This window comes from Stenotrophomonas sp. C-A (assembly GCF_054030835.1).
Genome location: NZ_CM132916.1, coordinates 3,992,966 through 4,018,688, shown reverse-complemented (window position 1 = coordinate 4,018,688; position 25,723 = coordinate 3,992,966). Strand labels below are relative to the sequence as shown.

The following is a 25,723-nucleotide window of genomic DNA, read 5'->3' as shown; positions in this document are numbered from 1 at the left end:
CCCTTCCGCCTTCTGCCAGTTGAATCGTTGCCGTGCCGCCCTACGCCGGACCTCCCGTTGCTTCCCGATCCGGTGATGCCGCCAGCCCGCTGCGTCTGCTGGCATATCTCGCACTGGCCATCACCCTGATCGTGCTTGACGACCAGGCCGGCTGGCTCGCGCAGCTGCGCGGGCAGGCCAACAGCCTGGTGCAGCCGGTATGGGCACTGGCGGGCCTGCCGGGCAAGCTCGGCAACCAGGTCAAGGACTCGGCGGCCAGCCATGGCCAGCTGGTCAACGAGAACCGTGAACTGCGCAACCAGCTGTTGCTGGCCAACGCGCGCCTGACCCGCCTGCAGACCGCCGCGCTGGATAACGCCCAGCTGCGCGAACTGCTGAACGTGGCCGAGCGCAGTGGCCTGGACGTGCAGCTGGCGCCGATCCTGGACATCGACCTGGACCCGGTGAAGCAGCGCCTGGTGCTCGACGCCGGCAGCCGCGAAGGCGTGCACGTCGGCCAGGCGGTGATCGATGCTGGCGGCCTGATGGGCCAGGTGATCAGCGTCACCGGCGGTACCTCCACCGTGCTGCTGCTGACCGACCCCGACCATGCCGTGCCGGTGACTGTGGCCCGCAACGGCGTGCGCCTGATCGTCTACGGCCGCGGCGACAAGCTGGAACTGCGCGACATCCCGCTCAGCGCCGGCGTGGAAGTGGGCGATGAGATCGTCACCTCCGGCCTCGGTGGCCGTTTCCCGGCTGGCTTCCCGGTCGGCACCATCACCGGCCTGCGCCCGGACGACACCCATGCCTTCCTGGTGGGCGAACTGAAACCGGCCGCACAGCTTGATCGCGGCCGCGACGTGCTTCTGCTGCGCCCGGGTGCAGCGATCCGCATTCCGCCGGAACTGCGCCTGCAGCTGGAAGAAACCGCCCCGGGTGGCCCGGCCAGCACCGCTGCCGCGCCGGCGGGAGCCGCGCCTGCTGCAATCACGCCGGCCACCACCACGCCGGCAACGCCTGCACCGGCTGTGGGCCGATCATCCGCTCCGTCTGCGACGCCGACGGTGGCCCCCGCATCCTCGCTTGATCCTGCTGCTCCGGTAGTGCCGGCCGCTGGCCGGCAACCGACCACGCCGGAGGCCCAGCGATGAGCCGCCTGCGCGACAATCCGTGGGTGCTGCCGGCCAGCCTGGTGGTGGCGCTGCTGCTGGGCCTGCTGCCGCTGCCGGCGCTGCTGCAGCCGTTGCGCCCGTACTGGCTGGCGCTGGTGCTGGCGTACTGGGTGATCGAAGCGCCCGAGCGCGTCGGCCTGGGCGTCGCTTTCGCCAGTGGCGTCATCGCCGACCTGCTGTACGGCGGGGTGCTGGGCGAACAGGCACTGCGCTTGGTGATGCTGGCCTTCATCCTGCAGCGCTTCCGCGCCCGCATCCGCTTCTTCCCGATGTCGCAGCAGATGCTGGCCATAGGCGGCCTGCTGTTCAACGATCGCATCGTCAGCGCCCTGGTGCACATCCTGGTGGGTGAACCCACCCTGCCGTGGTCGTACTGGTGGGCACCGCTGCTGGGCATGGGCCTGTGGCCGCTGGTGTTCGTGCTGCTGGATGCGGTGCGCTTCGGCAAGCGCGGGCGCTGAGCCATGATCCCGCGCCGCCAGGTCAAGAATCCGCACGCCGAAGCCGAACAGTTCCGGCGCCGCGCGGCGCTGGGTTTCCTGGGCGTGCTGGTCTGCCTGCTGGGCCTGGGCGGCTGGTACTTCAAGCTGCAGGTGCTGGACCACGACGTCTACGCCACGCGCTCGGAAGCCAACCGCATCAAGCCACGGCCGGTGGTGCCCGGGCGCGGCATGATCTACGACCGCAACGGCCGCCTGCTGGCCGAGAACGTGCCGGCCTTCCGCCTGGACGTGACCCCGGACAAGGTCAAGGACATGGACGCCACCCTGGAAGGGCTGGCCAAGATCATCAGCATCAGCCCGGAAGAGCTGGAAGCGTTCAACAAGTCGCGCAAGGCGCGCCGCAAGTTCCTGCCGGTCACGCTGAAGCTGCGCATGAGCGACGAGGAGATGGCACGCTTCGCCGTCGACCGCTGGCGTTTCCCCGGCGTCGAGCTGGAGCCCTACCTGACCCGGCGCTACCCGTATGGCGACCTGTTCGCGCACATCATCGGCTACGTCGGCCGTGTCGACGACAAGGATCTGGAGATCCTCGGCGAAGGCAATGCCGCGCTGACCCATATCGGCAAGTCCGGCCTGGAGCGCTATTACGAGCAGCAGCTGCGCGGCAAGGTCGGCTACGAGCAGGTCGAGACCAACGTGCAGGGCCGTGCCATCCGCACCATCGGCCGCGTTGCCGCGCAGTCCGGCGCCGATCTGCGGCTGTCGATCGACGCTGACCTGCAGCGCGCCATGGTGGCCGCCTTCGGTGACCAGGAAGGCTCGGCGGTGGCGATGGACCCGCGCACCGGCGAAGTGCTGGCGATGGTCAGCCTGCCGTCGTACGACCCCAACCTGTTCGTCAACGGTATCTCGCATGCCGATTTCAAGGCACTGAACGACAATCCGTCGCGGCCGCAGTTCAACCGCCTGGTGCTCGGTGGCGTCGCGCCCGGTTCCACGCTCAAGCCGCTGATCGGCCTGGCCGGCCTGGATTCGGGTGTACGCCGCCCGGAAGACAAGGTGTTGTCCACCGGCATGTTCTACCTGCCCGGCACCTCGCGTGGCTGGGGTGACTCGCACCGCGGTGGCCATGGCTGGACCGACCTGCGCAAATCCATCGCGCAGTCGGTCAACACCTACTACTACAAGCTGGCGCTGGACCTGGGCATCGAGCGCTTCGACCATTACATGGAGTACTACGGCTTCGGCCAGCCGACCGGTATCGACCTGACCGGCGAGATCGGCGGCATCCTGCCGTCGCCGGCCTACAAGCGGAAGAGCCGCAAGGAAGCCTGGTACCCGGGCGATACAGTCAACATCAGCATCGGCCAGGGTGACTGGAAGGTCACTCCGCTGCAGCTGGCGCGGGGTGTCAGTGGACTGGCCAACGGGCAGCTGCGCACGCCCCATCTGGTGATCCAGCAGCGTGCGGGTTTCGACCATGACTGGATGGCGACCGACCCGGGCGAAAGCAAACCGGTCAGTCCGAACCCGAACAATCTGCAGGCGGTGCGCGAAGGCATGATGGCCACCATGCTGCCTGGCGGCAGTGCGGCACGCATGGCGGCCGGCGCGCCGTACACGATGGCCGGCAAGACCGGTACCGCTCAGGTCATCAGCCGCAAGGGCACGGCCGCGGTGAATCCGAAGAGCCTGCCGATGCACCTGCGCCACCGCGCGCTGTTCGTCGGTTTCGCGCCGGTGGACCAGCCGGTGATCGCGCTGGCGATCGCGGTGGAGGGCGGCGGCTACGGCGGTGCGGCGGCTGCGCCGATCGCACGCAAGGTGTTCGACGCCTATCTGCTGGGCAAGATGCCTGAAGGCATGCAGCCGCTGGACAGCGAGCGCGGCACCACCGCCATCGGTGCCACCGCGTTCGACAACGAAGATGTGGGCGCGCGCCAGGCCGGTGACCTTGCTGCGGCACAGCTGGGCGAGCACCCGGTGCTGGTCGGCGTGCCCGCGCCGGAACCGGCGCCCGCACCGCCGCAGCCGGGGGCGCCGGCTGCTGCCGCGCTGCCGGCCACGTCACGCCCTACCGCCGCGGAGCCCGCACGATGAGAGTGTTCCTGCGTTGGGCCGGCGACATGCTGCGCCGCTTCTTCAGCACGCTGGACTGGGTGCTGTGCCTGGCTTTGGCCTCGCTGATGGTGATCGGCCTGGCCACGCTGAAGAGTGCTGGTGGCGACGGCCTGGTGATGGCCCAGGGCGCGCGCTTCGCAGTGGGCATGGCCGCGTTGTGGGGCATCTCGCGGGTGCCGATCCTGCGGATCCGCTCGGCCACGCCGATGATCTACGCAATCTCGATGATCCCGCTGCTGGCGGTGTTCGTGCTGGGCACCGGCAAATATGGCCGGCAGTGGCTGGACCTGAAATTCTTCTACCTGCAGCCGGCCGAGCTGCTGAAGGTCAGCCTGCCGATGATGGTGGCCTGGTACCTGCACAAGATGCCGTTGCCGCCGCGCTTCAACACCGTGCTCGTGGCCCTGGTCATCATCGGCGTACCAACCGGCCTGGTGATGCTGCAGCCGGACTTCGGCACCGGTGTGCTGATCGCCGCCAGCGGCGTGTTCGTGCTGCTGCTGGCAGGCCTGCCGTGGTGGTGGGTCGGCCTGGGCGTGGGCGGCGTGGCCGCGGTCGCGCCGGTTGCCTGGTTCTGGCTGCTGCGGCCGTACCAGAAGGACCGCATCATGATGTTCCTCGACCCGGAGATGGATGCGCTGGGTGCTGGCTGGAACATCATCCAGTCGAAGATCGCGATCGGTTCCGGCGGCTTCGATGGCAAGGGCTGGGGCGAAGGCTCGCAGTCGCACCTGAACTTCATTCCCGAGCAGACCACCGACTTCGCGTTCTCGGTGCTGAGCGAGGAATTCGGCTGGATCGGCGTGGCCACCGTGCTGGCGCTGTACCTGGTGGTGATCGGGCGCTGCCTGTGGATCGCCAGCCAGTCGCGGGATTCCTATTCGCGCCTGCTGGCCGGCGCTACCGGCCTGGCGTTCTTCGTCTATGTGCTGGTGAACGGCGGGATGATTTCCGGCCTGCTGCCGGTGGTGGGCGTGCCGATGCCGCTGATCAGCTACGGCGGTACCTCGGCGGTGTCACTGCTGGCCGGCTTCGGATTGGTGATGGCCGTGCGAAGCCACAACCCGGTGCACGGCGGCTACGGGTAGCACCGGCTGCGCGCTTCTGTAGAGTCGAGCATGGCTCGACTCTACAAACGCATGACCACCATGACAGCTTCACGCAAGCACCCGTTGTTACCGTGCTGCGCGTGGAATGGAAACGACTGCTTGGCGGCTGCCGTGAGGCGGTGCGCACGATCGACCTGCCGTTGCTGGTCGCGTTGTTGATCCTGATGGGCGCGGGCCTGGCGGTGCTGCACAGCGTGTCCGGGCCAGTGACCGGGCAGGCGGCGCGCTTTGCCGGTGGCCTGGTGGCGATGTGGTTGCTGTCGCGTGTTTCGCTGCTGCGCCTGCGCGCGTGGACACCGGCGTTGTATGCGCTGTCGATGCTGCCGCTGATGGCGGTGTATGTGATCGGCACCGGCAAGTACGGGCAGCGCTGGCTCAACCTGGGTGTCTTCTACCTGCAGCCGTCGGAGCTGCTCAAGCTCAGCCTGCCGTTGATGATGGCCTGGTACCTGCACCGGCAGCCGTTGCCGCCCTCGCCACGCACGGTGCTGACCGCCGCAGTGTTGATCGGCGTTCCTGCCGTGCTGATCCTGATGCAGCCGAACCTCGGCACCGCCACCTTGGTCACTGCCAGCGGCGTGTTCGCGTTGTTGCTGGCCGGCCTGCACTGGGGCTGGGTGGCAACGGGCGCGGCGGGGCTGGCGGTGGCCGCACCGCTGGCGTGGTTCGGGCTGTTGCGGCAGTACCAGAAGGATCGCGTACTGACCTTCCTCGACCCGGCGGCAGATCCGCTCGGCACCGGCTGGAACATCCTGCAGTCACGCATCGCAATCGGTTCTGGTGGCTGGCAGGGGCGTGGCTGGGGGCAGGGCACCCAGGCCACGCTGGATTTCCTGCCCGAGTACACGACCGACTTCGCGTTTTCCGTGCTGGCCGAGGAATTCGGCTGGATCGGGGTGGCGACGCTGTTCGCGCTGTACCTGTTCGTGGTCGGGCGCTGCCTGTGGATCGCAGTGCATGCGCGCGACACGCATGCACGATTGCTGGCCGGCAGCCTGGGGCTGGCGTTCTTCGTTTACGTACTCGTGAACGGTGGCATGATTTCCGGCCTGTTGCCGGTGGTGGGCATTCCGATGCCGTTGATCAGCTATGGCGGGACATCGGCGGTTTCGCTGTTGGCTGGCATCGGGTTGGTGATGGCGGTACGCGGGCACCGGCCCGTGCACGGGGGATAGGGTTTCCAGCCAACGGCGCAGCCCCTCGTGGGGGGGCGCGTAAAGCACTTCATGGGTGGGGCCGGGTAGATGGGCTGCGCAGGGGACGCTGCAAGTACGTCCATGTAAGCTCGGTCGCCGCATCCATGCGGCTCACGCCCCTGCGCAGCCCATCTACCCGGCCACGGACAGGTTCCGTGCGCGCCTACCCACGGAGAAGAAAGAGAAGATCAAAAGCAAAAGCGGCCTGGCGGGTCGCTTCATTGCCTTGTGTAGAGCCGAAGGCAGCGGCAGGAGCCGCTGCCAACGTCGCCCATGGCGACGGTCCGAAGGGTGCCGGTCAGGACGACCGGCATAGCCATGCTCGGCTCACGAGCAAGCGCAGCGCCGCGACCCGCTTTTGATCTTCTTCTTCTCCGTGGGTGGCAGACCTCCGAAATCTGTCAGAGGGCGGTCGGGTCGGGTACGCGGGGGGGGGGGCAGCCGCATGGATGCGGCTGCCAAGCCTCCAGGGACGGATTCACGGCGTCCCCCGCGTACCCGACCCGACCGGCCCACCCGCGGCTTCTGCTTTCCGCGACCACCCAGACACCCCCCACGAGGGGCTGCGCCGTTGGCTGGAAACTTCCTGACTCTGCGCAACGCCCGTTGTGGAAGCGTTCTCACAACGATGCACGGCAGCACACCTGCTGACCAAAGTCCGGAAAAAACGTTAGCTGGTTCACACTTTTACAGCGCGTTGATCTTGATCAATGGACTTGTCGTAATCGGCCTGCACAATGGCGGCCCGTTCGGCACGGCGCGCCGTCAATCGTTGCAGCGCGAGGGGGCGTCGGGCGGGAGCAGTACTGATCCAACGGATACAAGGAGCGCGGGGTACTGCCACTGGGGAGCGGCAGCCGCGCGGGTATCGACCGGATCCGGTTGCCGGTTGCGTCTGCGGGGATGGGGACGCAACCGGCCACCTCTATCTGAATGGGGAAGCGCGATCACGACGCCTTCACATTTCCCGCTGAACGCGGGCAAATCGTTGTGATTCATGGTGTTAGGGGTTTTAATTCATCCATGACCTGCTAACCTGCGACGATGATTCGACGCACTCTGGCCTGCATGCTTACCCTCGGCCTGGTCGCCTGCGCGACCCAGCCGAAGTCCCCACCGTCTTCGCCCCAGGCCAGCAGTACGCCGCGCCAACCCGCCGCCAGGGCTCATGGCCCGGCCGAGGCCGCGCCCGAAGCCGCCGCTGCCACCGCACCGCCGGTCGATCTCACCCCGGTGCCGTTCGAGGTCGCGCGGGCCCGCTTCATTGCCGATACCGCCAAGCGCTATGGTTTGAAGCCGGAGCAGATCAGCAGCGTGCTCGACCAGGCGCAGGTGCGCCAGCCGATCATTGCCGCGATGTCGCGCCCGGCCGAACGGGTCAAGCCGTGGAACGAATACCGGCCGATGTTCATCAGCAAGGCCCGCATTGATGGCGGCCGCGCGTTCCTGGCCCAGCATCGCGCCGAACTGGATCGCGTGCAGCAGCGTACTGGTGTGCCGGCCGAGGTGATCGTGGCGATCATCGGTGTGGAAACCAGCTACGGAAAGAATGCCGGCAGCCATCGCGTGCTCGATGCGCTGTACACGCTGGCCTTCTATTACCCGCGCAGCGGCGACCCGGCCAAGCTGGAACGCGAAGTGCGCCGCGAGCTGTTCTTCCGCGATGAACTGGCCAAGCTGTTTGAGCTCGGCCGCGAGGAAAAGCTGGACATCACCACGCTCAAGGGCAGCTACGCCGGTGCGATGGGCATGGGCCAGTTCATGCCCTCCAGCTACCTGGATTACGCGGTGGACGGCAACGGCGATGGTCGCCGTGACCTGTTCACCAGCTACGACGACGTGTTTTCCTCCATCGCCAACTACTTCGTGAAGAAGGGCGGTTGGGTGCGCGGCGGCCAGGTCGCCGTGCCGGCCACGCTGGTCACTGGCCGCGAAGAGTTCAACCCGACCGAGTGGATGCCGACCTGGTCGCTGTCCGATCTGGCCCAGCGCGGCTACCAGCCCAGCGCTGCAGTGCAGCCGGGCGCCACCGCCACCCCGATCACGCTTGAAGGCAGCACCGGCAAGCAGTACTGGCTGGGCTTCCAGAACTACTACGCGATCACCCGCTACAACCTCTCGAAGATGTACGCGATGGCCGTGTTCCAGTTGTCCCAGGCCATCGCCGGACAGGAGCTGCCCCCGGCATGAACATCAGATGGCTGGTCCCAGGCTTGATCGTTCTCGCGCTGGCTGCCTGCAGCAGCGCGCCGAAGAAGCCGGCCACGGCCGGCCATGGTGGCAAGTCGGGCGGCACGCTGGTGCAGGGGCGCGGCTCGCGCCCGGCACACTGCCCGGAAGGCTCGCCCTACGCGGCGGCCAAGGAAGACCTGAGCACCCGCGGCAACTACACCGCCGGTGGTCTGTACAAGCCGGGCGTGCGTGACAGCACCCCGGATTACATTCCGAACGTGGCCTGCATTCCCGAACCGGAAGTGACCGCCGAAGAACGCTCGGCGATCGGCAACAAGACGCCCTACGTGGTGCTGGGCAAGTCGTACAAAGTGCTTGATGACACCCGCAACTATGTCGAGCGCGGCACCGCGTCGTACTACGGCGCCAAGTTCCACGGCCGCCTGACCTCGAACCGTGAGGTCTACGACATGTACCAGTTCACCGCCGCGCACAAGACGCTGCCGCTGCCCAGCTTCGCCCGCGTGACCAACCTCGACAACGGCGAGTCGGTGATCGTGCGCGTCAACGATCGCGGCCCGTTCCATGATGGCCGCGTGGTCGATCTCAGCTACGCCGCCGCCGTGCGCCTGGGCATCACCCAGCGCGGTACCGGCAATGTCGAGGTGCGCGCGCTGCAGCCGGGCGAGGGCAACCTGCTGGCGCAGAAGCCCTCGCGCCGCGAACGTCGTGCTGCCGAAGCGGCCGTAACCACCGCCGTGGCCAGCGCGCGCCCGGCGCCAGCCGCACGCGCCAACGTCGACAGCGACATCGATCGCCTGGTCAAGCGCCTGCCGGGCGACAGCATGCCTGCGCGTGGCCAGCCGGCCACCACCCAGGGCGTGGCCAGCACCATGCCGGATGTGGCGGTCAGCAGCCTGCCGCCGAGCGCGCCGCCGGTGCGCAGCACGGTGCCCGCTCCGGCTGTCGTGGCCAGCACCACTCCGCGCGCGGTGGCGCCGGCACCGGTGCGCAGCGCATCGACCACGCCGGCCGCACCCAGCCTGTCGCAGCAGGTGGTGGGCGCGGTGATGGTGCAGGTCGCCAGCTTCTCCAGCCGTGACAACGCCAACCGCGCGATGGGCCAGCTCAACGCCGCCGGCATCGTCGGCGCGACCATCAGTGACATCGCTGCCGGTGGCCGCACCCTGTTCCGCCTGCGCGTTCCCGCCAGCGACCATGCCAGTGCTGCGGAACTTGCCGGCCGCATCGCCGGTCTGGGCCTGGGTTCGCCGCAGATCGTCAAGGATTGATCCGCCCGGGCCGGTGCTGCCGGCCCATGCTCCCCCGGCCTTACAATGGCCGTTACGTTCCACCCTCCATTCCCGGCCGTCCCCTGGAGCCTGCTGTCCAATGAAATTCCGTTCCGCCGCCACCGCCCTGGCCGCCACCCTGGTGGTGGGCCTGGCTTCCGCCCAGACGCCGCTGCCGACCCCGGCCACGCCGACGCCTGCCGCCGCTGCCGCCCCGGCCACTGTTGCCACTCCGCCGGCGCCCGCGCCCAGCGTGTCCAAGGCCTGGGTGCTGATGGATTACGCCACCGGCCAGGTGCTGGCCGGTGAAAACATCAACGAACAGCTGGCTCCGGCCAGCATCACCAAGGTGATGACGTCCTACGTGATCGCCGCCGAGGTCAAGAACGGCAAGGTCCGTGCGGATGACCAGGTGATGATGAGCGAGCGCGCCTGGCGCGAAGGTGGCGCCGGTACCGATGGCAGCTACAGCGGCTTCCCGGTCAACCAGACCGCGCGCCTGGAAGACATGGAAAAAGGCATGGCGATCCAGTCCGGCAACGACGCCGCGATCGCCCTGGCCGAACACGTGGCTGGCAGCGAGGAGGCCTTTGCTTCGCTGATGAACAGCTATGCCGCCAAGATCGGCATGAAGAATTCGCACTTCGTGAACGCCCATGGCCTGACCGCTCCGGGTCACCACAGCAGCGCCTACGATCTGGCACTGCTGGGCCGCGCGATGGTGCGCGATTACCCGGAAACCTACGCGTACAACAAGATCAAGGAATTCCAGGTCGGCAACATCAAGCAGCCGAACCGCAACCTGCTGCTGTGGCGCGATGGCAGTGTGGACGGCATCAAGACCGGTCACACCTCGGAAGCCGGTTACTGCCTGATGAGCTCGGCCCAGCGTGGTGACCAGCGTCTGGTGGCCGTGGTCCTGGGCGGCCAGTCGGAAAAGCAGCGTGCCGATGACAGCCTGGCGCTGTTGAACTGGGGCTTCCGCTTCTTCGAGACCCACCGCCTGTACGAACCGGGCAAGGCCGTAGCCGAGCACAAGGTCTGGAAGGGTACGACCGACAAGGTGCAGCTGGGCGTGGCGCAGCCGATGCTGGTGAGCGTGCCGCGCGGCCGCTACAACGACCTGAAGCCGAGCATCGATGTGCCCAAGACCCTGGAAGCACCGTTCACCGCCGGCCAGCAGATCGGCACCGTGAAGGTGATGCTGGATGGCAAGCTGGTGGCTGAAGCGCCGCTGGTGGCGGTGGCTGCCGTTGAACAGGCCGGCTTCTTCAAGCGCCTGTGGGACAGCTTCTGGATGTGGTGGGAATCGGAATGATCCACGCCCCGGCGTGGTGAAGGAAAAGGCCGGCGAATGCCGGCCTTTTCGTTCTGTAGAGTCGAGCCATGCTCGACTGTCGTTGCCATCAACCGGTGTGCCGACCAACGGTCGGCACCTACCTACAGCGACCGGCTGATGGTGAAGCTGCCGAACACCGGTGCTTCGCGCTGGCCGTTGAACTCGCGCGTGCTGTGGTAACGCGCCGCGGCGAACTTCCAGCGTCCGTACATCACGGCCACGCCGTAGCCGCCGTAAGCCACCACATGGCGCTTGTCCACGCTGTGACTGTTGCGGAACGTGTTGCCGTCCAGCGTGATGTCGCGGATCACCCAGGCAGCGTCCGAGGTCGCGAACAGGTGCCAGGACCAGCCATTGGGACGACCGCCGCGGGTCGGCGCAGTGTTCTCGCCGGCCGGGCGCAACGGCGTGCTGCCGAAGTCGTCCGGCAGCTTCCAGCCGAAGCGCACTTCACCGCCGAGGTTGGCCTTGGTTTCCAGGTTGCCGATCGATCCACCGTAGTGGCTGATGGCGTCCCAACCCCAGCCGTCGGCATTGACGCTGGCATCGCCCGGCCAGCGGCGCATGCGCTCATGGGTCAGCATGAACAGCGGCTCGTTGTGCAGCTGGTTGTCCCAGCCCTTGAATTTCTCGTCGCCCAGCACGTCGTGCACGGCGTTCTGCACCTGCTTGCCCTGTGCCCACGGGCCGACCACGCCCAGCGTCAGCTGGGTGGTCTGCAGGCGGTCGCCGCTGCGCGCATTGAAACCGAAGTTTGCGATCAGTACGCCAGCGTAAGGGCGGTCGTCCTCGATCAGGTCCCTGCGGCTGAAATCGGTCGGCGTGAAGATGCCCTGGCCGATGCTGAAGATCATGTTCTGCTGTTCGAACTTGCCCGGGTGCAGCCCTTCCAGGTACTGGTTCACCCAGCGCGCCATGCGCGGTAGGCAGGGGTCGTCGGTGTAATCGACCAGATTGGGCGAGACCAGGGTCAACAGTGCACCGTTGGTGTAGCCCTGGTCCTGGTGGCGGCCGCCGAACAGGTCATTGTCGACGCGGAAATTGACCTGCGGCGGGTGGTCGCGCATTGCGTCCGGACCACATTGTTCGGCCGCCTGGGCGGCAAGGGGGAGGGCAGCAGCCAGCAGGCCGGACAGCCCGAGGGCTGCAAGGCGGCGTTGGGAAGGGGGGCTCATGGGAGAAGTTGTTTCTGTCTGTCGTTAGATGCTGCGACACGGTACTCGCGCGAACGTGATGGAACGAGCGCGTTCGGATCACTTGTCTGTTCCGAAAACGACATTGTCTCGTGAAGACAATGCTGCACTGTCCTGCGGTGCGCGATGGGGCCAAGGCTGATGCTGAACGGCCGTTCAGCTGCAACGCAGCGACTCACCGGTGCACTGTTTGACGTTGATGAATACTCTTGGGTTTGTTGCCCTGCGGCCCGATAATGGGGGCATGGAAATCAAGTCCGACAACCCCGACCACGGCTTCCAGTTCCCCGGCCAGTTCGAGCTCAGTGCCATGGGCCCGGCCAACCGCGGCCTGGAACATGAGCTCCCCCGCCTGCTGCTGGCTGCCGGCATCGATGTCGTCAACGAACGCATCAGCTGGAAGCATTCCTCCAACGGCAAGTACGTGTCCGTCCGCATCGTGTTCAAGGCCGAGAGCCGCGAACAGTACGACCTGGCGCACCAGGCGCTGCGCGACCATCCGGAAGTGAAGTGGACGCTGTAGCCGACCGCTGCCCGGCCGAAGCCGCCCCGGAAGACCGCGCGCCGCGTCCGGCGCTGGTCCGCGACCTCGGCCGCCAGGCGTACGAGCCGGTGTGGCGCGCCATGCAGCGCTTCACCGATCAGCGCAGCGAGGCCGACGCCGATGAGCTGTGGGTGGTCGAGCACGACCCGGTATTCACCCTGGGCCAGGCCGGCAAGGACGAGCACGTGCTGGCGCCGGGCGAGATTCCGGTGCTGCATGTGGACCGCGGTGGCCAGGTGACCTATCACGGCCCCGGCCAGCTGGTGGTCTATCCGCTGCTGCGCCTGCCACGGCTGGGCATCGGTGTGCGCGACTACGTATGCCGCATCGAGCAGGCCATCATCGATACCCTGGCCGAGTGGAACATCGGTGCCGAACGCCGCGAGGGCGCCCCGGGCGTCTACGTCGGTGGCGCCAAGATCGCCGCGCTCGGCATCCGCGTGCGCCGCGGCTGTACCTTCCATGGCCTGGCCTTCAACGTGGCCATGGACCTGGAACCTTTCCACCGTATCAACCCCTGTGGCTATCAGGGGTTGCAGGTGACCTCGGTAGTAGACTTGGGCGGGCCCTCCGGGATGGAGGCCGTCAAGCCGGTGCTGCTGGGCCACCTGGCCCGCCAGTTTGGCCTGCTGCTGCAGCCTACGTCCGAACTGCCTGATCTTTCTGCGGCCGCCTGACCGCCCCCCGGAACTGCCATGACTGAAACCACCGCCCGTTCCATTCCCCTGCAGATCGTGCAGGGCGACTCTCCGTCCGCCGCGCCGTTGCAGGCCGGGGTCAAGCAGCTGGGCGGTGACAAGATCAACCGCTCGCCGGTGCAGTTCGCCGACGCGCCGGTGCTGCGCAAGCCGTCCTGGATCCGCGTGCGCATTCCTTCGGGCAACGCCGTGCAGAACCTGAAGGCCAAGCTGCGCGAGAACCGCCTGGTGACGGTGTGCGAGGAAGCCAGCTGCCCGAACATCCACGAGTGCTTCGGCCACGGCACCGCCACCTTCATGATCCTTGGTGAAGTCTGCACGCGCCGCTGCTCGTTCTGCGACGTGGCCCACGGCCGCCCGAAGCCACCGGATGCCAACGAACCGGCCAGCCTCGGCCAGACCGTGGCCGACATGGGCCTGAAGTACGTGGTGGTGACCAGCGTCGACCGCGATGACCTGCGCGACGGCGGTGCCCAGCACTTCGTCGACTGCATCAGCGCCATCCGCGAGAAGTCGCCGGGTACCCGCATCGAAGTGCTGACCCCGGACTTCCGCGGCAAGGGCCGCATGGAACGCGCGCTGGAGATCCTGGCGCAGAACCCGCCGGATGTGTTCAACCACAACATTGAAACCGTGCCGGACCTGTACCGCAACGTGCGCCCGGGTGCGGACTACCAGTGGTCGCTGAACCTGCTGAAGAACTTCAAGGCGCAGCACCCGGACGTGCCGACCAAGAGCGGCATCATGCTGGGCCTGGGCGAAGACTTCGAACAGATCAAGGCCACCCTGCGTGACCTGCGCGCGCACGACGTGGACATGATCACCATCGGCCAGTACCTGCAGCCGACCGCGCACCATCACCCCGTGCTGAAGTACTGGACGCCCGAGGACTACAAGGCGCTGGAAGTCTACGGCTACGAGCTGGGCTTCAGCCACGTGGCCTCCGGCCCGATGGTGCGCTCGTCGTACCACGCCGACGTGCAGGCCAAGGGCGCCGGCGTTTCCTGACACCCTGCCGGTGGGTGGGAGCTACTTTTCCTGTGGGTGCGGACCGTTGGTCCGCACACCTCTGCCTGCCGTAGAGCCGAGCCCATGCTCGGCTGCTTGCTGCCGGCCAGCCGAGCATGGGCTCGGCTCTACATGCATTCACAATTTGCTACACCGGCCCCGCTAGGCTGGTTTTCCACCGAGCGCGGCCGGGTGACAAACCCGGCAACTTTCGGCACTGTCGTGGTGTCTGAACACCACGCAGTCTCCCCCTTGGCAAGGCGCCTTCGAGCACGTCAATGAAATTCAAAGCCCCCGCATTCCTGATGGCCCTGGCGCTGGTCGCGCCGCTGGCGCTGGCGGCCAAGGCCGACTCGCCGGCATTGCCCGCCGCGGCAACCGCCGATCAGGTGACCACCTCCAAGCTGGTGTACGGCCTGCTGTCCGACAGCCGTTACGCCTACCGCCCGCGCGCGTTGGACGAGGCCACCTCCAAGGACGTGTTCAAGCGCTACCTGGAGACGCTGGACGGCGGCAAGCAGTACTTCACCCAGGCCGACGTGGCGCGCTTCGCGCCGTTCGAAGCCAACATCTCCTCGGCCATCCGTGGCGGCGAGCTGGAGCCGGCGTTCCAGGTGTTCGCGGTCTACAAGCAGCGCGTCGGCGAACGTGTGGCCTATGCGCGCAAGCTGCTCAAGCAGGAGCCGGACTTCACCACCGACGAGCGATTCGAATACGACCGCAAGAAGGTGCCGTGGGCGGCCAGCAGCGCCGAACTGGATGAGCTGTGGCGCAAGTCGGTGAAGAACGACTGGCTGCGCCTGAAGCTGGCCGGCAAGAAGCCGGACGACATCCGCAAGACGCTGGACAAGCGCTACGCGACGCTGGAGAAGTCGGTCAATGAACTGAAGGGCGAAGACGTCTTCCAGTTCTTCATGAATTCGTACACCAGCGCGGTCGATCCTCACACCGATTACTTCACTCCGCGCACCGCCGAGAACTTCAACCAGGCGATGTCGCTGTCGCTGGAAGGCATTGGCGCGCAGCTGCAGCGCCAGGACGACGTAGTGGTGATCCGCGAGATCATCGCCGGTGGTCCGGCTGCGGTGGACGGCACGCTGAAGCCGGGTGACCGTATCGTCGGCGTCGGCCAGGGCAAGTCCGGCCTGGTCGAGGACGTGATCGGCTGGCGCATCGACGATGTCGTGGCCAAGATCCGTGGCGCCAAGGATACCCAGGTCAAGCTGGAGTTCATCCCGGCTGCTGAGGGTGCCGACGGCAAGCACCACACGCTGGTGCTGACCCGCCAGAAGGTGCGCCTGGCCGAACAGGCTGCCAAGGGCGAGACCATGACCATTCCCGCCGCCAACGGCGAGCCGGCACGCAAGGTCGGTGTGATCAAGCTGCCGACCTTCTACCAGGACTTCGAAGGCCGTCGCCGCAATGCGGCCGATTACGCTTCGGCCACCCGCGACGTGGCCAAGCTGCTGGCCGGCTTCAAGAACGACAAGCTGGATGGCGTGGTGCTGGATCTGCGCAACAACGGCGGTGGTTCGCTGGACGAAGCCATTGAACTGACCGGCCTGTTCATCGAGCAGGGCCCGGTGGTGCAGGTGCGCGAGTCCGGTGGCCGCGTCACCGTCAACAGCGACCGCAACCAGGGCGTGGCATGGGATGGCCCGCTGGCGGTGCTGATCAACCGCGGTTCGGCCTCGGCTTCGGAGATCTTCGCCGGTGCCATCCAGGATTACGGCCGTGGCCTTGTGATCGGTGAGACCAGCTTCGGCAAGGGCACGGTGCAGAACATCGTCGACCTCGACCGTTGGCCGAGCGGTGAGACCCAGCGCTTCGGTCAGGTCAAGCTGACCATCGCCCAGTTCTTCCGCATCAGCGGCAGCAGCACCCAGCACAAGGGTGTGGTGCCGGACCTGGCCTTCCCGGCCAGCGTCGATGCCACCGAGTTCGGCGAGAGCACCTACGACAACGCGCTGCCGTGGACCCGCATCGCCGCCGTGCCGCACACCCAGTACGGCAACTTCGCGCCGCTGCTGCCGAAGCTGGAAACCCGCCATGACGCGCGCATTGCCGCCGACAAGGAATTCCAGTGGTGGAACGAGGACGTGCAGCAGTTCCGCACCGAGGCCGCGAAGAAGTACATCTCGCTCAACGAGGCCACTCGCCGCGCCGAGCGTGAGCGCCAGGACACCCAGCGCAAGGAGCGCCAGGCGATGCGCAAGGAACTGGGCCTGGCCCTGGACCCGCTGGCCGATGACAGCAACGACGACGGCCTGACGGGCAACGAGCGCGACATCGTCAAGGATGCCGCCCGCGAGAAGGCTGCCGAGAAGCGTCCTGACCCGCTGCTGCGCGAGTCGGCCTCGATCCTGGCCGATGCGGTGAACCTGCTGGCCAACGACCGCCCGCTGTCGGCGCAGGTGCTGCCGCAGTCCACCGGCGCCGGTCGCTGGGCGGACTGAGCCGGAGGCGGCATGTGAGATACCCGAGGGGCCGGCATTGCCGGCCCTTCTGCTTGAAATGGGGACGGAGGGAATTAAGTCGCTTGTGCCACATGCCACAAACGACTTAATTCCCTCCGTCCCTTTTTTGTGCATGAACAGGCAGCAACGGGGTGGCCCGGTCATGCCGGTTTCGACCCGCCGCACACGGCCGCAGGACTACCCTTGGCGGTAACGTCCTCGCAGGAGTACCCATGCGGGCCTCCCGTCTTTCCAGTGCTGTTGTGGCGCTTGGCAGCGCCCTGATCCTGTCGGCCTGTGGTGGCCGCGCCGCCGACAGCACGTTGCTGCGCGAATCCTTCGATTCCGGCGACACGTTCTCGCGTACGGTCGACGGTCGCCCGGGCGACGCCTGCGAAGCGGCGCGGCGCACCCTGCTCAGCCAGGGCTACGCCATCGCCCGTTCCGACGAAGCGCAGGTGGAGGGCAACAAGAACTTCCAGCCGCGCGAAGACGACCACGAGCAGCTGGTGCTGCGCATTTCCTGCGCGCCGCGTGGCAGCCAGACGTTGGTATTCGTCAGCGCGGTGCAGGACCGCTATGCGCTGAAGAAGAGCCCAACGTCAGCCAGTGTCGGCGTCGGTGCGCTGGGCTCGGTGTCGCTGCCGTTCGGCAGCAATGACGACTCGCTGGTGAAAGTGGCCAGCAGCACGGTCACCGATGCCGGGTTCTATCAGCGCTTCTTCCAGCGCCTGCAGCAGTACCTGCCGGCGACTGCAGGCACACCCGCACCACCTCCGGCCGCACCACCGGAACCTGCACCGGCCAGCACGGACCAGAGTTGAGGGTGCGCGCCAGTTTGATCGGCGTGGTTCTGCTGCTGGCGCCTGCGCTGGGCAGCGCGGCCATGGCGCCGGATTGCAGGCAAGGCCTGCTGCAGCGGCTTGGATGGCGCTTCGACGAGGCGATGGTCAGTGCACCCCAGGTGTACGGCGGTCCGGTATGCGCGCGCGCGTCGCTGGCTGAAGCACAGGCGGCGGGCGATCTGCGCGTGCAGTGGCCGGCCGGAATGCCCGCTGCGGCCCGCCAGGCAGTGCTGCAGGAGCTGCTGGATGACCCTGCGACGGTCTGTGCCTATGCCTTCCAGTTGGGCGCAGCCACGCAACGTGCAGCCTCGGCATTGCAGGCCAACCCCACCTTCCGCTTCTCCGGCCCGCAGCTGGGCTGGATCGGCTTCGGCCTGCAGGGGCCGCGCGCGCAAGGCTGGCAGCGCACGCGCAGTTTCGGCCGCGGCTTCGTGCCCAGTGCAGGCAACAGTCAGGCGCTGCAGGCGTTCTACAGCGGTGCCGTGCGTGCCGAGTGCGGGGTCGGCCGCCAGGTCGCGCAGCTGGCTACGCAACGAGAGCTGTATGGTGATGCCGCGTTCGATACGGAGTTCGCTGCGGATGAGCTGTCGATCGGCACCTTCCTCGCTCTGCATGGGACCGACAGCATCCTGCTCGGCGCGCATGCCGGCGACTTCTTCGCTGATGGCAAGGCGGTGCGTACCTCGGCGATGGGGCGGCAGGCGTTCGTCGGCGTGCCCGGTTTCATCGAACATGTGTACGACAAGGGCACGCTGGACGACCTGAGCAACCAGGCGGAAAATTTCGTGGTGGTGTCGGTGGGCGAGGAGGCCGCGCAGGCCCTGGCTGCGCACGGCGGCCTGGCCTGGTACGACCAGCGCAATGTCGAACTATGGAAACTCGCGCAGGACATCCCGCGTATCGGCCAGCGCTACTTCGAGCGCCTGCTGTTCGAGCGCGATCCGGACCTTCGTGCACGGCTGGAACCGCGCTACCACGCCACGCTGGCACGCATGGACCAGCTGCTGGACGATCCGTTCTACCAGCAGTTCGTGATCTATGTGCACCCACGCGGTATACGTCCCATCGGCTACCACGTCGCCCGCCTGCTTGATCGCAACCCACGAACGCCGTTTTCGATCGACCTGGCGGTGCACAATCTGCATACCACGCTCTACCGGCGTTGGCGCGAGGCGCAGCTGCGCCACTGCGCGGCTACCGGCAGGCCAGGCAGCCTGACCCTAGACCCCAACTGAAGGTGAAACAATGGACATTGCAATGATCGGCCTCGGCCGCATGGGCGCCAACATGGCCCAGCGCCTGCATCGCGGCGGCCACCGCGTGGTTGGCTACGACCCGGGCGAAGGCGCCCGCCAGCGCGCCGCCGAGGCCGGCTTGGAAGTGGTCGATTCGCTGGCAGCTGCCGTGGCGGCGCTGCCGGTACCGCGCGTGGTGTGGCTGATGGTGCCGGCCGGCGAAACCGTCGACCAGACGCTGGGCCAGCTGACCCCGCACCTGGCCGAAGGTGACATCGTGATCGACGGCGGCAACTCCAACTACCAGGACTCGATCCGCCGCGCCAAGACGCTGGCCGAGGATGACCTGGGCTACGTCGACTGCGGCACCAGCGGTGGCGTGTGGGGCCTGCAGGAAGGCTACAGCCTGATGGTCGGTGGCGAAGCCTCGGTGGTGGAGCAGATCGCACCGCTGCTGCGCACGCTGGCACCGGCCGAAGACCGTGGCTGGGCACGTGTCGGCCCGTCCGGCGCTGGCCACTTCACCAAGATGGTCCACAACGGCATCGAATACGGAATGATGCAGGCCTACGCCGAAGGCTTCGCGCTGATGGAGCGCAAGCAGGAGATGGAGCTGGACCTGGCCCAGGTGGCCGAGGTGTGGCGTCACGGCAGCGTGGTGCGCTCGTGGCTGCTGGACCTGAGCACCGAAGCCCTCAAGCGAAATCCGTCGCTGGATGGCATTGCGCCGTACGTGGAGGATTCCGGCGAAGGCCGCTGGACCGTGGCCGAAGCGATCGCGCTTGACGTGCCGGCACCGGTGATCACCTTGTCGCTGCTGGAACGCCTGCGCTCGCGCGAATCCAATTCGTTCACCGACCGCCTGTTGTCGGCGATGCGCAACGAATTCGGCGGCCACGCCATCAAGAAGTCGTAAGCACGAAGCCGGGGTCGGAGCCCTTTCCGCAGGAAAGGGCTCCGACCCCATCAGGAAAGCTGTCTCCGATCGTTTCCACGTCATCCACGCATGGCGTCGATGTGTCGACCAAGGTCGACACCTACCAACAGCCGCAGGAATCTGTCGAAGGCGGGGTGGGGCCGGTTGCGGGGGCGTGAGCCGCATGGATGCGGCGACCGAGCCTACAGGGACGTATTTACGGCGTCCCTCGCAACCGGCCCCACCACGTCATACACGGAATGCCCGCTTTTGACGTTGCTGTTGCCGTTGATTCGGCAGGTGCAGGGCGCAGCCCTGCCGATCACCCCAACGCGATTCGCCGCCCTTCGCGCGCACTGTCCATGCCGGCCTGCAGCAGCCGCATCAGCTGCAACGCCTGCACCGGGCTGACCGTGGCTTCTCCGTCGCCATGCATCGCCGCCGCGAACTCTGCATACAGCCACCGGTAGTCACCGGGCAGGTTGTCGACCGTCGTGCGCTGCACGTTGTCTTCGGCATCGCAGCGCACCAGCTCACCGTGCCGCGGATCGATACCCCAGCCCGGCGCACCGGGTGCCACACCGCGGCGCAGCTGCGCCTCCTGCACGTCCAGGCCGTGCTTGATCCAGCTGGCCTTGCTGCCATGCACGCTGAAGTGCGGCGTCTGCGCCGCCACCAGCGAACCGGAATGGATGATCGCGCGATGCCGCGGGTAGTGCAGCACCGCGTGGAAGTAATCGATGCCGCTGCCACCTTCGCGCTGCACGGCCAGATCGGCATCGATCGCCTCGGGCCAGCCGAACAGCACCAGCATCTGGTCCAGCAGGTGCGGACCCAGGTCGTACCACAGGCCACTGCCGGGGCCATCCTGTTCGCGCCAGCGGTCGCGTACCTGTGGACGGTAGCGATCGAAGTGCGCATGGCACTCGGCAATGTCGCCGAGCGTCCCGTCCGCAAGCAGCGCCTGCAGCGTGAGGAAGTCGGCATCGAAGCGCCGGTTCTGGAACACGGTGGCGATGCGTCCGGCATCGCGTGCCGCAGCCAATACCGTTTCCGCTTCGGCCACGTCCAGCGCGAATGGCTTGTCGACCAGCACATGCTTGCCCGCAGCCAGTGCCGCGATTGCCAGCGGCGCATGCTGTTCATTCGGCGTGGCGATCACTACGGCATCCACGGCCGGATCGTCGAACACCTCCTGCGGCGTGGCACGCACGTGCACGTCGCTGAACGCGCGCAGCAGCGTGTCGCGCTGCGAACTGACGATGCTGTGCAGCGCTAGGCCCGGTGTGTGCTGGATCAGCGGTGCGTGGAAGACACGGCCGGCGAGGCCGTAGCCGATCAGGGCCAGTTGCAGGTCGGGGCGCATGACAGAGCTCCGGCAGTGGGAAGGGCAGGGTAAACGACGCGGGGCCACGGGCCAAAGCTGAACGGTTGTCGTTGCAGATGCCCCGATTCACGGCGGCATGACCGCAACGCCACGCCTGCTCTACGTCGGTTTGTCCAGACTGGCAGCACATTCCGAAGGAGTACGACACGATGAGCAATACGACCCGCACGCTGATTGCCTCCGCCCTGACGCTGGGCCTGGCGCTGTCCTCCTCGGCCGCATTTGCCAAGGACCCGGCCGCAAAGAGCCCGCCGACCAGTGCGCATCCGGCGACCCATGCTGATCGCCACGATTCCAACGAGCCGGTGACCGATACCTGGATCACCACCAAGGTGAAGGCCGACCTGCTTGCCAGCAGCAACGTTCCGGGTACCGAAATCAAGGTGGAAACCGTGAACGGCGTGGTCAGCCTGAGCGGTGCCGTGGCCACCCAGGCAGAGAAGGACAAGGCGGTCACCACCGCCAAGGGCATCAAGGGCGTGACCCGCGTTGATGCTGCCGCATTGAAGGTCAGCGCTGCTGCCAAGCGCTGACCCCGGTGGGCGCCCCCATGCGGGGCGCCCACTGACCTGTAGAGCCGAGCCACGCTCGGCTGGAACTCCAAGGCAGCCGAGCATGGGCTCGGCCCTACAGGTCTGATTGCCAACCCGTTCAGCCAACCGCGCTGGAAATTCCAGAGTTGTGACCGCCTGCGCTATATTGCCGGTTCCGCCGCAGTGGGGCCGGTAACGGCAGACGCTTTGCGGCTGTGCTGACGAGGAACTATGGCGCTGGTTTTCAGTGATGACATCTGGGACCGCTGGCGGTTGCCGGCCCTGGCGCTGGCCGCTGCCGCGATCATCGCGGTGCCGTGGTTGACCCTGCGCAAACTGCAGCAGGACAGCGAAGATGCGATGGCCTGGGTCAACCATACCCAGGCTGTCGGTGTGGCCCTGCAACAGCTGCAGGCCGATGTACGCGATGTCGAATCGGCTGCGCTGACCCTGTCCAAGGGCGTGGACGCACCTGGCCTGCGCGAGCGCATGGCCAAAGCCAATGACCTTCCCGGGCGCCTGGCTGAACTGGGGCGGATGACCCGCGACAATCCTGATCAGCTGATCCGCATCGGCCGCATCGAGTCGATGCTGGAAGGGCGCATGGCGCTTGCCCGCGAACTGGCAAAGTCCGAGCCCAACAGTGATCAGCGCGAGCTGGTGCAGGATCTGAGCACGCGTTATCCGATCCGTGGCCTGGTGGAGGAACTGCAGGCCAGCGAGCAGAAACTGCTGACACAGCGTGCCGAGCAGGCTGCCCGCCAGCGCAAGCAGACCGAGCTGGTATCGTGGAGTTCGCTGGTGATCCAGCTGTCGCTGCTCGGCCTGGTGCTGTGGCTGCTGCAGCGGCAGATTGGTCGACGCCTGCATGCCGAACGGCAGTCGCTGCGCTCGGCCGCACGTGCAGCCTCGGTGCTGCAGACCGTGCGTGAACCGATCGTGCTGCTCGACCGCGACCTGCGCGTGCAGCTGCACAACCCTGCCTTCGCCGAGTTGTACGGGCTGCAGGATGAACGCGCCGATGGCCTGTTGCTGGACACTGTCGGCGACGGCGCGTGGAAAGATCCCGTGATGCGCCAGCGACTGTCCGATGTGCTGTTGCGCGGCCGCGAACTGTGGGACTTCGAGCATGAACAGCGCGCTGCCGATGGCATGGTGCGCTACATGCTGCTCAACGCACGGCGCATGCCGCTGCCGGACACCGACGACGAAGTGGTGTTGCTCACGGTCAGCGACGTCACCGTGCAGCGTGCCGTGCAGTTGCGGGTGGAGGAACTGAACCGCCAGCTGGAAGGCAAGGTTGCGCAGGTGTCCGAGGTCAACAGGGAACTGGAAGCCTTCAGCTATTCGGTCTCGCACGATCTGCGCGCGCCGCTGCGCCACGTGGCCGGATTCTCCGACAAGCTGTCGCGCCATCTGGGCGACGCCGCCGATGACAAGAGCCGCCATTACCTGGAGGTGATCTCCAGTTCGGCGCGGCGCATGGCGGCACTGATCGACGACCTGCTGGTCTATTCGCGGCTGGGCCGCGCGGCAATGCGCCAGCAGGCGGTGGACATGCAGTCGCTGGTGGCCGATACCCGTGCCATGCTCGATTCCAACCTGCAGGCCGAGGCCGAGAACAGCGGCCATGCGCACCATGTGGAGTGGAGCATCGCACCGCTGCCGATCGTGGTGGGCGATGAGAACATGATCCGCCAGGTCTGGCTGAACCTGCTCGGCAACGCGGTGAAGTACTCGGGCAACCGCGAACCGGCGAAGATCCGCGTGGACTACCAGCCGCAGCCTGACGGCGGTCATCAGTTCACGGTCAGCGACAATGGTGCAGGCTTTGACATGGCCTACGCCGGCAAGCTGTTTGGTGTCTTCCAGCGCCTGCACAAGGCCAGCGACTACCCGGGTACCGGCATCGGCCTGGCCAGCGTGCGCCGCGTGCTCACCCGTCATGGTGGCCGTATCTGGGCCGAGGCTGAACCGGACGTCGGCGCCACTTTCCACTTCTACCTGCCTCCCGCGACCGATGCGGACAAACAAGGGCCTTCTGCATGACCACTCTGCGCACCATTCTTCTCGCCGAAGACAGCCCGGCTGATGCTGAAATGGCGATCGACGCCCTGGAAGAGGCGCGTCTGGCCAACCCCATCGTGCACGTCGAGGATGGCGTGGAGGTGATGGACTACCTGTTGCGCCGTGGTGCTTTCGCCAACCGTGAGGAAGGCCTGCCGGCGGTGCTGCTGCTGGACATCAAGATGCCGCGCATGGATGGCCTGGAAGTGCTGCGGCAGATCCGCGAGCACGAAGAGCTCAAGCGCCTGCCGGTGGTGATCCTGTCATCCTCGCGCGAGGAAAGCGACCTGGCCCGCAGCTGGGACATGGGCGTGAACGCCTACGTGGTCAAGCCGGTGGACGTGGACCAGTTCTTCGGCGCGGTGCAGACCCTGGGCAAGTTCTGGGCGTTGATCAACCAGGCACCGGAACTCGAGTGAGCCCATGCCCCTGACCGGTCCCGCCCTCGGGGCGCTGCGCATCCTGCTGGTGGAGGACTCACCGGAAGATGCCGAGCTGATGTCCGAACAGATGCTTGATGCGGGCCTGGAGGCCCGTTTCGAGCGCGTCGAAAGCGAGGCCGAACTGCGCCAGGCACTGGTCGCGTTCCAGCCGGACATCGTGCTGTCCGACCTGAGCATGCCGGGGTTCTCCGGTGACGATGCGCTGCGCATCGTGCGCGAGACCTCACCTGAAGTGCCCTTCATCTTCGTCTCCGGCACCATGGGTGAGGAGAACGCGGTGGCGGCGCTGCAGAAGGGCGCCAACGATTACATCATCAAGCACCTGCCGGCGCGCCTGCCGTCGGCGGTGGCGCGTGCGATCCGCGATGCCCGCAGCGCCATAGAGCGCGCACGGGTGGAAACCGAACTGATGCGCGCACAGCGCCTGGAAAGCCTGTCGCTGCTCGCCGCCGGCCTCAGCCACGACCTGCGCAACATCCTGCAGCCGCTGCTGATCATGCCGGACCTGCTGAAGGCGCGAACCGACGATCCGCAGCTGCACCATCTGGCCGATGTCATCGCCGAGTGCGGCCGCCGTGGCCATGAGATGGCCGAATCGATGCTGTCGTTCGTGCGCGGTTCGCGCAAGCCGAGCGAACGCATCGAGATCGATGGCCTGTTCGATGCGGTGGCGCTGCTGTTGCGCAGCAACGTGCCCGACGCCGTGCGCCTGGAACTGCAGGTGCAGGACGAAGGCCTGGTGGTCGATGCCAACTACACCGAACTGCAGCAGGTGATGCTGAACCTGGCGCTCAACGCGATCCAGGCGATGCCCAACGGCGGTCGCCTGAGCCTGACCGCCAGCCATGCCGGCCAGCGCGATGGCGTGGACTGGATGCATATCCGGGTCGCCGACGAAGGCATCGGCATGGATGCGGACACGCTGTCGCATCTGTTCAATCCGTTCTTCACCACCAAGGCCGATGGCACCGGCCTGGGCCTGATCTCCTGCAAGCGCATTGTTGAAGGCGCCGGCGGCAGCATCCACGTCAGCAGCCAGCCGGGGCAGGGCACCTGCTTCGAACTGCGTCTGCCGATGCACGACGCCATTGATGGCAGTGAGCCGATCGAACAGCTGGTGGCCTTGGGCAGTGGCCAGTCGATCCTGGTGGTCGATGGCGAAGCCACGCGCCTGTCGCTGCTGGGCAATGCGCTGTCCAGCCAGGGCTACCAGCTGCAGCTGGCGTCCGACGGCCCGGCTGCGCTGCGCTGGATGCAGCAGGAGGCGTTGCCGGCACTGGTGATCGCCGACGCCGGCTCCAAGCTGCTGCCGGCCAGCCAGCTGCTGGGCGAGATGGCAGCACTGGGCTATCGCGGCCCGGCGCTGGTGCTGGAAGACCCTGCGGTGCCGGTCTCGGCCGATGCATTCCCGGCCGGTGTGGAGGTGCATGTGCTGCGCAAGCCGCTGCAGATGCAGCAGGTCTTCCGCGCGGTGGCCGAAGCGCTGGGTTGATGCCGCTGGGGTTCTGTTGAGCCGAGCCTATGCTCGGCTGCTGTTCGCATTGACCTCGACAGCCGAGCATGGGCCCGGCT

At 66.8% G+C, this 25,723-nt stretch carries 21 protein-coding genes; 19 read left to right on the top strand and 2 right to left on the bottom strand.

What is annotated here, in order from left to right; translation table 11 throughout:
* Positions 1-32: 32 nt before the first annotated feature.
* From mreC to ACW5IY_RS18600, 8 genes are all read left to right on the top strand, one after another.
* The gene (gene mreC / locus ACW5IY_RS18635; protein ID WP_049435930.1) at positions 33-1,133 is read left to right on the top strand and encodes a rod shape-determining protein MreC; all 1,101 of its coding nucleotides are present in this window, start codon (positions 33-35) and stop codon (positions 1,131-1,133) included.
* The gene (mreD, locus tag ACW5IY_RS18630) at positions 1,130-1,615 is read left to right on the top strand and encodes a rod shape-determining protein MreD (RefSeq protein ID WP_008265483.1); all 486 of its coding nucleotides are present in this window, start codon (positions 1,130-1,132) and stop codon (positions 1,613-1,615) included. The genes mreC and mreD overlap by 4 nt, the downstream gene beginning before the upstream one ends.
* Before the next feature lie 3 nt (positions 1,616-1,618).
* A complete protein-coding gene (mrdA, locus tag ACW5IY_RS18625) occupies positions 1,619-3,697 on the top strand; it encodes a penicillin-binding protein 2 (RefSeq protein WP_049435931.1) in 2,079 nt (692 codons plus the stop codon).
* Positions 3,694-4,806, top strand: a complete 1,113-nt coding sequence (rodA, locus tag ACW5IY_RS18620; protein ID WP_049435933.1) for a rod shape-determining protein RodA — start codon at positions 3,694-3,696, stop codon at positions 4,804-4,806. The genes mrdA and rodA (ACW5IY_RS18620) overlap by 4 nt, the downstream gene beginning before the upstream one ends.
* Before the next feature lie 101 nt (positions 4,807-4,907).
* Positions 4,908-6,002 (top strand): rod shape-determining protein RodA, encoded by a 1,095-nt coding sequence (gene rodA, locus ACW5IY_RS18615; RefSeq protein WP_171954641.1) that lies wholly within the window; start codon positions 4,908-4,910, stop codon positions 6,000-6,002.
* 1,065 nt (positions 6,003-7,067) lie between these two features.
* Positions 7,068-8,213: a lytic murein transglycosylase B gene (mltB, locus tag ACW5IY_RS18610; protein ID WP_049434279.1), complete on the top strand. Its 1,146-nt coding sequence runs from the start codon at positions 7,068-7,070 to the stop codon at positions 8,211-8,213.
* Positions 8,210-9,487: a septal ring lytic transglycosylase RlpA family protein gene (locus ACW5IY_RS18605; RefSeq protein WP_049434277.1), complete on the top strand. Its 1,278-nt coding sequence runs from the start codon at positions 8,210-8,212 to the stop codon at positions 9,485-9,487. Before mltB ends, ACW5IY_RS18605 begins: the two co-directional genes overlap by 4 nt.
* 100 nt (positions 9,488-9,587) lie before the next feature.
* Positions 9,588-10,805: a D-alanyl-D-alanine carboxypeptidase family protein gene (locus ACW5IY_RS18600; RefSeq protein WP_049434276.1), complete on the top strand. Its 1,218-nt coding sequence runs from the start codon at positions 9,588-9,590 to the stop codon at positions 10,803-10,805.
* A gap of 122 nt (positions 10,806-10,927) precedes the next feature.
* Here the strand turns inward: ACW5IY_RS18600 and ACW5IY_RS18595 are convergent, their stop codons facing one another.
* Complete coding sequence (locus tag ACW5IY_RS18595; RefSeq protein ID WP_029379720.1) at positions 10,928-12,001, bottom strand: lipid A deacylase LpxR family protein; 1,074 nt, start codon at positions 11,999-12,001, stop codon at positions 10,928-10,930.
* Positions 12,002-12,263: 262 nt separating this feature from the next.
* Here ACW5IY_RS18595 and ACW5IY_RS18590 point away from each other — a divergent pair, with 262 nt between their 5' ends.
* The 7 genes from ACW5IY_RS18590 (at position 12,264) to gnd (ending at position 19,721) form a co-directional block, all read left to right on the top strand.
* Complete coding sequence (locus ACW5IY_RS18590) at positions 12,264-12,542, top strand: YbeD family protein (RefSeq protein ID WP_005411067.1); 279 nt, start codon at positions 12,264-12,266, stop codon at positions 12,540-12,542.
* The gene (gene lipB / locus ACW5IY_RS18585; RefSeq protein ID WP_049434274.1) at positions 12,530-13,240 is read left to right on the top strand and encodes a lipoyl(octanoyl) transferase LipB; all 711 of its coding nucleotides are present in this window, start codon (positions 12,530-12,532) and stop codon (positions 13,238-13,240) included. Before ACW5IY_RS18590 ends, lipB begins: the two co-directional genes overlap by 13 nt.
* 18 nt (positions 13,241-13,258) lie before the next feature.
* Positions 13,259-14,269: a lipoyl synthase gene (gene lipA, locus ACW5IY_RS18580; RefSeq protein WP_049434271.1), complete on the top strand. Its 1,011-nt coding sequence runs from the start codon at positions 13,259-13,261 to the stop codon at positions 14,267-14,269.
* 278 nt (positions 14,270-14,547) lie between these two features.
* Positions 14,548-16,725 (top strand): carboxy terminal-processing peptidase, encoded by a 2,178-nt coding sequence (locus ACW5IY_RS18575; RefSeq protein ID WP_032130309.1) that lies wholly within the window; start codon positions 14,548-14,550, stop codon positions 16,723-16,725.
* A 233-nt stretch (positions 16,726-16,958) separates the two neighbouring features.
* Positions 16,959-17,549 (top strand): DUF2242 domain-containing protein, encoded by a 591-nt coding sequence (locus tag ACW5IY_RS18570; RefSeq protein WP_049434270.1) that lies wholly within the window; start codon positions 16,959-16,961, stop codon positions 17,547-17,549.
* A gap of 17 nt (positions 17,550-17,566) precedes the next feature.
* Positions 17,567-18,805, top strand: a complete 1,239-nt coding sequence (locus ACW5IY_RS18565; protein ID WP_049434285.1) for a hypothetical protein — start codon at positions 17,567-17,569, stop codon at positions 18,803-18,805.
* A gap of 10 nt (positions 18,806-18,815) precedes the next feature.
* Complete coding sequence (gene gnd, locus ACW5IY_RS18560; RefSeq protein ID WP_019338841.1) at positions 18,816-19,721, top strand: phosphogluconate dehydrogenase (NAD(+)-dependent, decarboxylating); 906 nt, start codon at positions 18,816-18,818, stop codon at positions 19,719-19,721.
* Positions 19,722-20,043: 322 nt separating this feature from the next.
* Here the strand turns inward: gnd and ACW5IY_RS18555 are convergent, their stop codons facing one another.
* Positions 20,044-21,087, bottom strand: a complete 1,044-nt coding sequence (locus ACW5IY_RS18555) for an oxidoreductase (RefSeq protein WP_049434268.1) — start codon at positions 21,085-21,087, stop codon at positions 20,044-20,046.
* A 170-nt stretch (positions 21,088-21,257) separates the two neighbouring features.
* Here ACW5IY_RS18555 and ACW5IY_RS18550 point away from each other — a divergent pair, with 170 nt between their 5' ends.
* The 4 genes from ACW5IY_RS18550 (at position 21,258) to ACW5IY_RS18535 (ending at position 25,643) form a co-directional block, all read left to right on the top strand.
* Entirely contained in the window at positions 21,258-21,641 is a 384-nt protein-coding gene (locus ACW5IY_RS18550) for a BON domain-containing protein (protein WP_049429380.1), read from the top strand.
* A gap of 231 nt (positions 21,642-21,872) precedes the next feature.
* Positions 21,873-23,690 (top strand): sensor histidine kinase, encoded by a 1,818-nt coding sequence (locus ACW5IY_RS18545; protein ID WP_049434266.1) that lies wholly within the window; start codon positions 21,873-21,875, stop codon positions 23,688-23,690.
* A complete protein-coding gene (locus tag ACW5IY_RS18540; protein ID WP_005411057.1) occupies positions 23,687-24,127 on the top strand; it encodes a response regulator in 441 nt (146 codons plus the stop codon). The genes ACW5IY_RS18545 and ACW5IY_RS18540 overlap by 4 nt, the downstream gene beginning before the upstream one ends.
* A 4-nt stretch (positions 24,128-24,131) precedes the next feature.
* Complete coding sequence (locus ACW5IY_RS18535) at positions 24,132-25,643, top strand: hybrid sensor histidine kinase/response regulator (protein ID WP_010480961.1); 1,512 nt, start codon at positions 24,132-24,134, stop codon at positions 25,641-25,643.
* Positions 25,644-25,723 lie beyond the last annotated feature (80 nt).